This is a genomic window from Nonlabens sp. Hel1_33_55 (genome assembly GCF_900101765.1).
GTDB lineage: Bacteria > Bacteroidota > Bacteroidia > Flavobacteriales > Flavobacteriaceae > Nonlabens.
In genome coordinates this window covers 606198-618306 of record NZ_LT627735.1, presented here as the reverse complement: position 1 = coordinate 618306, position 12109 = coordinate 606198, and the positions used below count along the sequence as shown (strand labels likewise).

Sequence of the window (12109 nt, the reverse complement as noted above, 5' to 3'; positions counted from 1 at the left end):
TAATTTTAGTTAGTTGATTGATTATTTTAAAGTGTCGGGTCCTTTGGCACCTGTTCTTATTCTATAGCTTTCCTGTACATCAGAGACGAAGATTTTCCCATCACCTACATCACCAGTTCTAGCTGATTCAATGATTGCATTCACCGTTTTGGTCTCAAAGTCATCGGTGACTACAATGGATAAATATCTACGCTGGATATCACTGGTACTGTAGGAAACACCACGATAGACTGATCCTTTTTTCTCATTTCCAAGTCCTGTTACGTCCCAGTAGGAGAAAAAATTGACGTCAATTTCGTGTAATGCTTTTTTAACTGCAGAAAATTTTGATTTTCTGATAATTGCTTCTATTTTTTTCATGTTATCTAGTTTGTTTAAAATTGATAGATTGCTGCTATTACAAATGCAGATAGATTATCTGATGCCATTCCATCAGAGTCTAAAAATGGTTCTAATTCAGAAAATGAATCCAGGCGTATTTCTGGTTTGATCGTTAAGTTGTCAAGAGAGTAACTTCCAGTCAAGGTAAAGGCAGTGACGCTAGGTAAATCATCACCATCACCGTGTAGGGCAAAATATTCACCTCTCAATCCTAGACCAAAACTATCTGTCAAGCTAACCTGAGGATATAATGCTGCCCCATAAAATCCAGCGTCATCGTTAGTTTGGTAAGCTGCATTGATTCCCAAAAAGAAGGTGTCAGTTACATCAAAACCACCTGTGTAGTCTATTTCAAATCCTAGAACTACTCCAGAATCGTAATAAAGGTTCAAGTACTGACCTTTATATCCTAGTTGACCACCTAAAGCATAATCTCCAGTAAGATTTTCATTGACATCAGTTGGGTTCATTACCGCTAGCATGGCACTAAAATCTTCTGATAAGGCAAAATCTGCTTTAACACCTACATGTGAGAATGGTCCGTTTGTGAATAAGTAGGAAGTACTGTAGTTGAAATTACCTACTGGTGAAATCACCTCATATCCTAGATAAGTATTGAAGCGCCCTAAAGTAAGCGTCGTAGATTCTGACACATTCCAATACGCATACAACTGATTCACGTTATCAAGCGTTGTTGCATCATCACCTCTAGGTCCGAAGACTAGATCTGCCACAGCTCCTACTTTACCGTTGCTGCTTTCGTAGCTCGCAATAATATTTGCCATACCCACAGCAAATCCTGTTTGATCTGCAAAAGATGTCAAGCTTTGTGGGGTTGTATCGCTCGAACTTAATTGAGTGCGATAATAAGCATCGACACTACCTCCTAATGTGAATTTTTTTGTTTCTTCTGTTTCTTCTTGAGCAACCGCGCTGAAAGCTAACAGTCCAAATACTCCTAGTAAAAGTTTTCTCATTGTAATATGATTTGGTTGATTTAAGTCGTTAAAACTATATTTAAAACCAACCAACCCCAATAATTTTAGGGGTAAATACCTAAGATTTACATTTATATCAATAACTACCCTAAATATTATAGGGTCTTCATTCAAAACCCATAATAATTATATTAACAATAATTTCACAATCATAAATCATTGATGAATCTTCAATAAAAATGTTGAATTATGCTATTTTTTTGGTGATAACATGTTAAAAACTTTAATAAGACGTCAGATTTGACATTTCTTGTGATATTTTTAAGAAGTAGAATTAAGAATTTATCTGCAATCAATCTTGCGATCTAAGGTTGATATTATACTAAAAAATTTGAATCAAAAAAAAATGGATTGTGAACAGTCAGCTTCCACGGAAGCTAAATAGTATTAGAATTTCAATTTGGAATTAAGACTCTTTAGCGAATAGAGCCTTCCAGAAAATACTCGAGTAGACGAGTACTTAAGATTAATGGATGATATAAAAAGCTATATATAAAGTAGTGTTTATTGAAAATTTGCTAATCACCTAATGCAGAATTATAAAATCTTAAAAGTTTTGACCTCCAGCAATACTCGTGGTTTTCCTCAGAAAACGCTAGATGACATTATCTGCCATCTTCATCAAAACTCATAGAATAATATATAAAACAGGTTTATTCCTCTTCAGCTTCTGCCTTTTCAATCTCAGCCTTGCGACGTTCCTCTTCTTTAGCAACAGCTCTCTCGTGTTCTAGATGAGCATAAAAATCTTTCTTCCTTTTATATAGGCTCTTGATGCCGCTTGCCTTTCCATAAATAGTTACAACATCACCAGAGACTAGTTTGAAAGGTCCAGCAGGAGAACCATAATAATCATCACCCTTGCGATAAACTCCTAGAATTGTAATGCCTTCTTCGCGCAAGTTGAGTTCCTGTAACGTACGATTACACATCCAGCCGTCACTATCAACATTTGCCTCGCTGATTTTATAATCATTTTTAAGATGTAGAACAGCTTCAAAATCTTGTACTTGAAGATCTGTATAACGACGCAGCATAGAACTAATCATTCTAGAAAGACCTCGATCCACCCAATTGCTACGTATAGCAAACCACAAACCTGTCAAACCCACGACTATAATAAGTAAACCGTATAACCGTGAGGCCGTAGTTTCTGGAAGTACAAACGTTAGAATCAATGAAGACATCACGGTGACGATTCCCGCATTACCAATCAACATCAAATTGTAGACAATCTTGCGTCGTACAGGATGATTCATGATCAACTCTGTTTCTTTGGTACTCAAACCAGCACCGGTATAGGCAGACCTTGCTTGGAACTTGGCACTCTCTGCAGACAGACCAGTATGGATCAATGCAATGGATGCAATCTTAGTGATGAGCGCAGATAGAGTAACTATTAGAAAAAGTGAAATCGCAGCAACCATGGTCAATATTGTTGATGCAAATTTATCTATAAATCTAGGACCTCTTATGAAGTTTGGCTATGTATTGAGAAAGATTGATGCTTGTTCCGCTTTCGCGAAAGCGAAATAACTTAAGACATCTTTCAAAATAAGCTCATAGTACATTCTCAAAAGTTTCTTAGCCAAAATGTTTGAATGGGAATATCGTAAGAAAAAACACCTATAAATCCGTATAACATAATTGATCCAGCGTCTAATTCTTGATCTCGCAAAACTTGAATGGTTATTTTTTTGGTCGCTAAAGAACCTTTATATTAGGATATATTTAAGAGTTTTCACGGCTCAAAATCAAGGTTTATGTTAAAGCAACAAGGTTTATATTATCCAGAATACGAGCACGACAATTGTGGTGCTGGTTTTATATGTAGTCTCAAAGGAGAAACTTCTAATGACATCATTCACAAGGCGTTACAAATACTTGAGAAATTAGAACATCGCGGTGCGGTAAGCGCAGACGGTCGTACGGGTGATGGTGCTGGTATCTTGATAGATATACCTCATGAATTTTTCCTGAAAAATGTAGATTTCAAACTTCCAGATGCCGGTAGTTATGCTGTAAGTAATGTCTTCCTTCCTAAAAAGATCAACCAGCGTCAGTACTGTATCAAAACCTTAGAAAATCATCTGAATATCGTCGGCCTAAATATTTTGGGCTGGAGAGATGTGCCTGTTGATCCTAATCATTTAGGGAAAATTGCTACAACTACAGAGCCGTTTATCAAGCAAATATTTATAGGTAAATCAGATAGCAAACAAGCCGATTTTGATTTTACAAGATCTCTATACATAGCCCGTAAAAAGGCAGAACATGAGATCTATTCGTCAAAGATATCAGAGAGCGGGAAATTCTATTTGCCTAGTCTTTCTACAAAAATAATAATTTACAAAGGGCTACTCATGCCTGGCGATATCAAAGGGTTTTATAAAGACCTGAACGATCCATCATTTGTAACAAGATTAGCACTGGTTCATCAGCGTTTTTCTACAAACACATTCCCTACATGGGATCTAGCACAACCTTTTAGATACATGTGCCATAATGGTGAGATCAACACGTTAAGGGGTAATGTTTCCAGAATGTTTTCTAGACAGGAATTGATGGAGAGCAAAGCCTTTGGTGATGATATTAAAGAGATTTTGCCTATTGTCTTGCCTGGAAAATCAGACAGTGCTTCCATGGATATGGTGGTAGAATTGTTACTGATGACCGGCAGATCTTTGCCTGAGGTTATGATGATGCTAGTTCCAGAGGCTTGGGAGAAAAACCCATACATGTCTGATGAGAAACGTGCATTTTATGAGTTCAACTCATGTCTTATGGAACCGTGGGATGGTCCTGCTTCTATACCTTTTACTGATGGAACCTACATAGGTGCCGTACTGGACAGGAATGGCTTGCGTCCATCAAGATACAGCGTTACTAAAGACGGTTTTGTTATCATGTCATCAGAAACTGGCGTGGTGGACATCGAACCTAGTAACCTCAAATTTCACGGTAGGTTGGAACCTGGGAAAATGTTTCTTGTGAATATGAAAGAAGGTCGTATCGTGAATGACGATGAGATCAAAAATGCTATTGCGGCAAAACACCCATATCGCAAATGGTTGGATGAGAACTTAGTGCATCTAAGAGATATACCTTATAATGACTGCCCGGTTTTCTTGAACGAGGAGACTTTAGAGAAGCGTAAAGTGGTTTTCGGTTACACACAAGAAGATGTGGATACCATCATCCTGCCCATGGCAAAAAACAGCAAAGAGCCCATAGGTTCCATGGGTAGCGACACACCTATTGCAGTATTGTCCCAGCGATCGCAGCTCATCTATAATTACTTCAAACAATTGTTTGCGCAAGTAACTAATCCACCATTGGATGGTATTCGAGAGAAACTAATTACAGATATCAGTCTTACACTTGGTAAGGATGCAAATATTTTTGAGATTGATGAGAAACACTGCCAAAAGCTAAAGATTCAAAACCCAGTAATCTCAAAACAGGATTTAGATAAAATTAAAAGCTATCAAAATCCGGACATTAAGATTGCAAAGATCCCAATGCTTTACGATATTAAGCGAGGTCACAATGGGCTTGAAGATGCGCTGGAAGAAATGCTTCAGACCGCTTCCGCGAAAGCGAAAAAAGGTTTCAACCTAATCATACTATCAGACCGTAATACAAGCAAAGACCTTGCGCCTATTCCAGCACTACTCGCCTGCTCTCATATCAATAGTGGTTTGCAGCGATTAGGATTGAGATCTAAGGCAAGCATCATCGTAGAATCTGCAGAGCCTCGTGAGGTGCACCATTTTGCACTATTGTTTGGTTATGGTGCAAGTGCAGTCAATCCGTATATGGTCAACGAGATCATTGAAGAACAATTGGAAGAATTGAACGATACTTCAATTACACCTTTAGAAGCTATTGAAAACTACAACAAAGCGGTAGGTAAGGGGATTTTGAAGGTGATGAACAAGATTGGTATTTCCACTCTCAACTCTTATCGTGGTGCACAACTTTTTGAATGTATTGGAATCAATACCGAAGTTGTCAACGCCTATTTCCCTAAAACCACTACAAGAATTCAAGGTGTTGGATTACACCAATTAGAAAAAGAAATCAATAAGCGATACAAACAAGCCTATGAACGTCAGGAAATCGAAGGAAATCTTGATCTAGAAATGGGTGGTGAATATCGCTGGAGACGTAATGGAGAACATCATATGTTCAATCCATTATCAGTAGCGAAATTACAGGAAGCGGTGCGCACTAATAAAGCGTCAACCTACAAGGAATACTCTGATATTATAAATGATCAATCCAGACGATTGATGACAATAAGAGGTTTGTTTGAGTTCACAAATTTTGATCCTATCCCACTAGAAGAAGTGGAACCATGGACCAATATTGTTAAGCGCTTCAAAACGGGCGCCATGTCCTATGGATCCATAAGTGCAGAAGCTCATGAGAACCTAGCCGTTGCCATGAACCGTATAGGTGGTAAAAGTAATAGCGGTGAAGGCGGTGAAGATGAAGCTCGCTTTTATAAGGATGCCACAGGAGACTGGAAAAATAGTGCGATCAAGCAAGTAGCATCAGGAAGATTTGGTGTTACCTCTAATTACTTGACTAATGCGTCTGAGATTCAGATAAAAATGGCTCAAGGTGCTAAACCTGGTGAAGGTGGTCAATTGCCTGGACCTAAAGTGAACCCACAAATTGCCAAAACTCGTAATTCAACTCCTTATGTAGGGTTGATATCACCACCACCACATCATGATATTTACTCAATCGAGGATTTATCACAACTTATATACGATTTGAAATCGGCTAATCGCGAAGCTCGAATCAATGTGAAATTGGTTTCTGAAGTTGGAGTTGGAACTGTTGCCGCTGGTGTATCTAAAGCAAAAGCAGATGTAGTTCTTATTTCTGGTTTTGACGGTGGTACAGGAGCTTCTCCTCTAACATCACTTAAACACTGTGGCTTGCCATGGGAACTAGGTCTCGCAGAGGCTCAACAAACGCTTGTCATGAACGATTTACGTAATCGTATTGTAGTAGAATGTGACGGCCAGATGAAAACAGGCCGTGATGTAGCGGTAGCTTGTTTGCTGGGTGCAGAGGAATTTGGCTTTGCAACCGCTCCACTAGTAGCTTCAGGATGTATCATGATGCGTGTATGTCACTTAAACACGTGTCCTGTTGGGATTGCTACTCAAAATCCAGAATTACGTAAAAAGTTTAAGGGTAAGCCAGAGCACGTGGTAAACTATATGTACTTCATCGCGCAGGAATTGCGTGAAATCATGGCAAAATTAGGGTTTAGAACCGTTGACGAAATGGTTGGCCAAGTTGGAAAATTGGATCGTAATGCGGCTATTGATTTTTACAAAACTCGTGGGATCGATCTATCTCCTATTCTGCATAAAATTGATGCTCCAGAAGGAACCAAGCTCTACAATACAGAAAAGCAAGATCACCAAATGGAAGATGCGCTTGATTTAGAAATCATCAGCAAGGCGCATCCAGCATTATTTAGAAAAGAGAAAACTATCCTTGATTTAAAGATCACTAATGAGGATCGCGCCGTTGGAGCCATATTGAGCAACGAGATTTCAAAAATCTATGGATCCCAAGGTTTACCAGAAAATACATTGAAAATCAACTTTTCTGGATCTGCAGGTCAAAGCTTTGGAGCTTTTGCAACCCATGGTTTGACCTTATCTGTAACTGGAAACACAAATGATTATATAGGTAAAGGTTTATCAGGAGCTAAATTGATTGTGAAGGTGCATCAAGAAGCAACCATCAAACCAGAAGAAAATGTCATCATTGGTAATGTTGCTCTTTATGGTGCTACTGCTGGTGAAGCGTACATTAACGGTAAGGCTGGTGAACGATTCTGTGTTCGTAACTCTGGAGCTACTGCGGTAGTGGAAGGAATAGGCGATCATGGTTGTGAATACATGACTGGTGGTGTTGCTGTTGTTTTAGGTGAAGTTGGAAGAAACTTTGGTGCTGGAATGAGCGGTGGTATTGCGTATATCTATGATGGTACAAAATCATTTGAAAGAAAAGTCAATGCAGAAGGATTGAACATAGATCCTGTAACTGATGAGGCAGACATCAATCAATTAAGAGATTTAATCGAACAACACTATAATGCCACTTTTAGCCCACTAGCGCAACGCTTATTGGAAAACTGGAAGCAAGAACTACCTAAGTTCCTTAAAATATTACCAGAGGAATACAGACAAGCATTGCTAAGACTAGAAGAGGAAAATTTAATAACTACGTAGAAGGAGAACATGGGAAAGATCACAGGATTTTTAGAATATGAACGTATTGATGAAGCATCTGTACAACCAGATGAGCGAGTCAAAGGTTATAAAGAATTTAAAATTCCTCTAGAAGAGGATAAATTAAAAAGTCAAGGTGCACGCTGTATGGATTGTGGTATTCCATTTTGTCATAGCGGCTGCCCGCTAGGTAATTTGATTCCAGACTTCAACGACGCAGTTTATAAAGGAAAATGGAAAGAAGCATCTCGCATTTTACATTCCACAAACAACTTTCCAGAATTTACGGGACGTTTATGCCCAGCTCCTTGTGAGGAAGCCTGTGTATTGGGAATCAACGAGGATCCAGTAAGTATAGAGAATATTGAAAAAAACATAGCTGAAAAAGCCTTTGAAGAAGGATGGATTGAAGCGCATCCACCTAAAAAACGTACTGATAAAAAAGTAGCGGTAATTGGATCAGGTCCTGCAGGGCTTGCAGCAGCTCAACAGCTCAATCGTGCAGGTCACCATGTTACCGTATTTGAACGTGACGCCAAGGTAGGCGGATTATTACGTTACGGTATTCCAGACTTCAAAATGGAAAAACATGTGATCGATAGGCGTGTTGCTATAATGGAAGAAGAAGGTATCAATTTTGAAGTAAACGCTCACGTAGGTGATAACATAAGTGTAGAAACGCTCAAAGCAGATTATGATTCTATCGTTCTATGTGGCGGAGCTACAGTAAGACGTTCTATTCCTATTCCTGGAAGCCATTTGAAAGGTGTGGTTCAAGCCATGGACTTCCTCAAAGCAAACAATCAATACGTTGACAACCTATGTGATTTTGAAGGCATCATTCAAGCGACAGATAAAAATGTGATTGTTATAGGTGGTGGTGATACAGGATCAGATTGTATTGGTACAAGCAATCGTCACAAAGCTAAAAGCGTCACTAATTTTGAAATCCTGGATAAACCTACAGAAGGACGTCCAGCAAATCAACCTTGGCCTTATTGGCCTATGCGCCTACGCACATCATCTTCTCACAAAGAAGGTGTAGAACGCGTTTTTAGTGTTTCTACAAAAGAATTTGTAGGTAACAAAGAAGGAGAACTTACAGGCTTAAAAACTGTGGAAGTAGAATGGATTTTTAAGGATGGTCAACGTCCAGAATTAAAAGAACTACCGGAAACAGAAAAGCTATGGGATTGTGATCTTGCTTTGTTAGCCTTAGGGTTTACAGGATCTGAAAAGACTCTTGCAGATCAGTTTGGACTTGAAATGGACTTCAGAACCAATATTAAAGCTACTGTCAAGGATTATGCGACTAATATACCTGGAATTTATACTGCTGGTGATATGCGTCGTGGCCAGTCCTTAATTGTTTGGGCAATTTCTGAGGGCCGTCAAGCTGCACATCACGTGGATAAATATTTAATGGGGTCTTCTAGTTTACCACTTAAGGACGACAACGATTTGCCTAGAGTGTAGTACTATGATTTTCTGATTCTGTTGGATATCTTAAATTTTTATCCGGCCAATTCATAGTATAGAATTTTGATGCATATTTGATTCTTAAATCTATAGGAATTCATGTACATCGCAATCATCGTTGTTTTTGTTTTGGGCTATTTAGGGATTGCCATGGAGCATTCCTTAAAGATCGATAAGGCTGCCATAGCATTATTAACTGGGACACTATGTTGGGTGCTATTTGTATATGGTAGCGATACGCTAATCCCGCAAATCGAGGCGAGTGAATCTGCTTCATGGATTGACGAACAACTCAAAGAACATATAGGTGAAATAGGAGAAATTCTATTCTTTCTTATGGGTGCCATGACTATAGTAGAGATTATCGATGCTCACGAAGGTTTCTCCATCATCACAGATAGAATCACCACAACTCATAGGGTCAAGCTATTGTGGATATTGGGAATTCTGACATTCTTTTTATCTGCGGCATTGGATAATCTGACCACGGCAATTGTAATGGCAGCACTTCTACGCAAGATGATCAAGGACAAAAAAGACCTATGGATGTTTGCCGGCATACTTATCATTGCTGCAAATGCTGGCGGCGCGTGGTCTCCTATAGGTGATGTAACGACGATCATGTTATGGATAGGTGGACAGATAACTGCAACAAATATTATTACAGAAATATTCCTGCCTAGTCTGATTTGTCTACTCGTACCATTGATCATAATGACTTTTAGATTCAAAGGAAATATAGAATCTGCAGAAGGGCATTCCCATGAGACGGTTCCAGTAACCAATTATGAGAAAAAGTTGGTTTTCGTTGTTGGAATAGGAGTTTTGCTTTTCGTTCCCATCTTTAAAAGTTTGACTGGATTACCACCTTTCTTGGGAATTTTATTTGGATTGGGAATCGTCTGGATCTTAACAGAAATTATTCACAAATCCAAAGCTCCTAAACACAAACATTCTCTTACCATAGCTGGCGTCCTACGCAGAATAGATACGCCTAGCATTCTATTTTTCCTAGGTATTTTGATCGCTGTTGGAAGTTTACAATCGGCTGGACATTTGGTGGATCTTGCTACGGTTTTAGACAATAATTTCAACAACATCTATGCGGTAAATGCATCTATAGGTGTATTGTCCTCTATTGTTGACAATGTCCCGCTAGTCGCAGCAGCCATGGGAATGTATTCATTGGAAACTTATCCTGTGGATAATACGTTTTGGGAACTACTCGCCTACTGCGCTGGTACTGGTGGTAGCATTTTGATCATTGGATCTGCCGCTGGAGTTGCTATTATGGGTATTTTGAAGATCGATTTTATGTGGTACCTCAAAAACATCAGCTTATTGGCACTTGTTGGTTACATTGCTGGTATTCTAGCCTTTATGTTAATTAATTGAGTTAAAGATTGAGGTTTTTTCGCTTTCGCGAAAGCGAACTCAACATAATCACAATCAAAATCAATTAGTTAAGTTGTCTCCTTATCAACCGGTGTTGCTTGCTCTATTTCAACGACCTCTTCACGATATTTGACAGCTTTGCTATTGGGAAAAATTCCTCTATCGTAGCGCTGGGCATAGATTTTTACAAACTCTGCACCATAGAAAAGAATGAGCGCGCTGTAAGAAACCCAAAGCAGGAGTAACACAATGATTCCTGCGGCACCGTAAGCACTTGCTGGAGAGGAATTTGTAAAATATAGCTCCAATAAAAATTTACCCAGTTCAAACAAGGCGCCCGTAACTATAGCTCCAGGCCATATCAACTTCCACTTAACATCAGCATCTGGTAGATACCTGAACATTAAACCAAAAAGCAGTGATATAATCGCAATTGCAAGAAAGAAATTGAGTGTATATGCCACGTACAATAGGTAGTCTGCAAAATTGTCCTGAATCATATCCTGCAGCAAGCCAATGAGCGTAGATAGTACAAAACTGATTAAGATGAGAAAACCAACCACAAGAATAAATCCAAAGCTTTTAGCACGATCTGTCAGGATTTTCCACCACGGTGTTTTGGGATTGATCTTGAGTCTCCATATTTTATTGAGTGATAATTGCAGCTGATAGAATAATCCAGTCGCACCAAATATTAGGGTTGCGATACCAACAAGAGTTGCCACAACACCATTGTCTTTATCAGTTGCTTTGAGCATTTCATTAATACCTTCTGCCGCTTCTAGACCTATCAAACCAGCGAGATCGCTAGTAAGTCTACCGGTAGCGATATCTTGTCCCCAAATAACGCCTACAATACTTATCAAAATAATGAGTAAACCTGGAAGCGATAGAATGGCATAGTAGGCAATACTCGCTGCCAGCTGCCAAACGTCGTCTTGATTCCACTGTTTTGCACTTTCCCAGAGTAATTGAGGTAAATGTTTTATTGAAAATTTTTCTTTGACAGTATTCGTAGAGTTCATGGCGGCTAAATAACTCAAAACATACTAAACCATCATTACGATTGAATGAATATTAACGTACGTTCAAGTACTCTTTTTAGGATATTAGATTCAATTCTAAGGCCAGTTGCATTTTAAAGAAAACCACCTCTATCCTGAACTTGTCCTGCAAGAATAGCTTCTTCCAGATTATGATATTTAATGATGGGCTTGTTTAGAAACATGCGTTCAAAATCGAGATTGGTTTTTCCCGCTTTGCCATAAAGGATTACGGAATAACTTCTAAATAAATCAATTCTATCTTTCAATTCCTTAATCTCAACTGGTTTGAGACAATAAACCTCAGTACGGTTGGATATATAATGAACCTTGCTTAAGTCTTTATATTCATTCTCTATAGCATCTAGAATTGGCGTCAAACCATTTTTACCCAAAATCGTATTTGCCATAATTTCTACAATAGCGAAATTTTCTACGAAATAAATGCTCGCAATATCTGTATGTTGTTCATTTGCTATCTTTAGATTTGATTGGGGTGTTTTCATAAGAGCGATTCGTAAATCATTTTATTAAATGCATTTAGAGT

At 38.7% G+C, this 12109-nt stretch carries 9 protein-coding genes; 4 read left to right on the top strand and 5 right to left on the bottom strand.

Annotation, left to right across the window (positions count from 1 at the left end):
* Positions 1 to 21 precede the first annotated feature (21 nt).
* The 3 genes from BLO34_RS02765 to BLO34_RS02755 all read right to left on the bottom strand — a co-directional run bounded on the left by BLO34_RS02765 (position 22) and on the right by BLO34_RS02755 (position 2734).
* Positions 22 to 360: a P-II family nitrogen regulator gene (locus BLO34_RS02765; protein WP_090752395.1), complete on the bottom strand. Its 339-nt coding sequence runs from the start codon at positions 358 to 360 to the stop codon at positions 22 to 24.
* 14 nt (positions 361 to 374) lie between these two features.
* The gene (locus BLO34_RS02760; RefSeq protein WP_090752393.1) at positions 375 to 1358 is read right to left on the bottom strand and encodes an outer membrane beta-barrel protein; all 984 of its coding nucleotides are present in this window, start codon (positions 1356 to 1358) and stop codon (positions 375 to 377) included.
* Between the two features lie 674 nt (positions 1359 to 2032).
* Positions 2033 to 2734 carry a TrkA C-terminal domain-containing protein gene (locus tag BLO34_RS02755; RefSeq protein ID WP_231959541.1) on the bottom strand — a complete coding sequence of 234 codons (702 nt, stop codon included), beginning with the start codon at positions 2732 to 2734 and terminating at the stop codon, positions 2033 to 2035.
* A 4-nt stretch (positions 2735 to 2738) separates the two neighbouring features.
* On the opposite strand from BLO34_RS02755, the gene BLO34_RS14645 reads away from it, so the two are divergent.
* The 4 genes from BLO34_RS14645 (at position 2739) to nhaD (ending at position 10519) form a co-directional block, all read left to right on the top strand.
* Positions 2739 to 2915, top strand: coding sequence for a hypothetical protein (locus BLO34_RS14645; protein ID WP_172823934.1), 177 nt, complete (start codon positions 2739 to 2741; stop codon positions 2913 to 2915).
* A 227-nt stretch (positions 2916 to 3142) separates the two neighbouring features.
* Positions 3143 to 7645, top strand: coding sequence for a glutamate synthase large subunit (gene gltB / locus BLO34_RS02750; protein ID WP_090752389.1), 4503 nt, complete (start codon positions 3143 to 3145; stop codon positions 7643 to 7645).
* A gap of 9 nt (positions 7646 to 7654) precedes the next feature.
* Positions 7655 to 9121, top strand: coding sequence for a glutamate synthase subunit beta (locus BLO34_RS02745; RefSeq protein ID WP_090752387.1), 1467 nt, complete (start codon positions 7655 to 7657; stop codon positions 9119 to 9121).
* Between the two features lie 102 nt (positions 9122 to 9223).
* The gene (gene nhaD, locus BLO34_RS02740) at positions 9224 to 10519 is read left to right on the top strand and encodes a sodium:proton antiporter NhaD (protein WP_090752385.1); all 1296 of its coding nucleotides are present in this window, start codon (positions 9224 to 9226) and stop codon (positions 10517 to 10519) included.
* Between the two features lie 68 nt (positions 10520 to 10587).
* On the opposite strand, the gene BLO34_RS02735 is transcribed toward nhaD, so the two are convergent.
* Both BLO34_RS02735 and BLO34_RS02730 read right to left on the bottom strand, forming a co-directional pair.
* Positions 10588 to 11544 carry a YihY/virulence factor BrkB family protein gene (locus BLO34_RS02735; protein WP_090752383.1) on the bottom strand — a complete coding sequence of 319 codons (957 nt, stop codon included), beginning with the start codon at positions 11542 to 11544 and terminating at the stop codon, positions 10588 to 10590.
* 113 nt (positions 11545 to 11657) lie between these two features.
* Positions 11658 to 12068, bottom strand: a complete 411-nt coding sequence (locus BLO34_RS02730) for a hypothetical protein (RefSeq protein ID WP_090752380.1) — start codon at positions 12066 to 12068, stop codon at positions 11658 to 11660.
* Between the last annotated feature and the right edge of the window lie 41 nt (positions 12069 to 12109).

Excerpts from the sequence above, each read along its gene's own strand:
- gltB (WP_090752389.1), top strand. The coding sequence starts at position 3,143 with ATGTTAAAGCAACAAGGTTTATATTATCCAGAATACGAGCACGACAAT.
- nhaD (WP_090752385.1), top strand. The coding sequence starts at position 9,224 with ATGTACATCGCAATCATCGTTGTTTTTGTTTTGGGCTATTTAGGGATT.
- BLO34_RS02730 (WP_090752380.1), bottom strand. The coding sequence starts at position 12,068 with ATGAAAACACCCCAATCAAATCTAAAGATAGCAAATGAACAACATACA.
- BLO34_RS02735 (WP_090752383.1), bottom strand. The coding sequence starts at position 11,544 with ATGAACTCTACGAATACTGTCAAAGAAAAATTTTCAATAAAACATTTA.
- BLO34_RS02745 (WP_090752387.1), top strand. The coding sequence starts at position 7,655 with ATGGGAAAGATCACAGGATTTTTAGAATATGAACGTATTGATGAAGCA.
- BLO34_RS14645 (WP_172823934.1), top strand. The coding sequence starts at position 2,739 with ATGGATGCAATCTTAGTGATGAGCGCAGATAGAGTAACTATTAGAAAA.
- BLO34_RS02760 (WP_090752393.1), bottom strand. The coding sequence starts at position 1,358 with ATGAGAAAACTTTTACTAGGAGTATTTGGACTGTTAGCTTTCAGCGCG.
- BLO34_RS02765 (WP_090752395.1), bottom strand. The coding sequence starts at position 360 with ATGAAAAAAATAGAAGCAATTATCAGAAAATCAAAATTTTCTGCAGTT.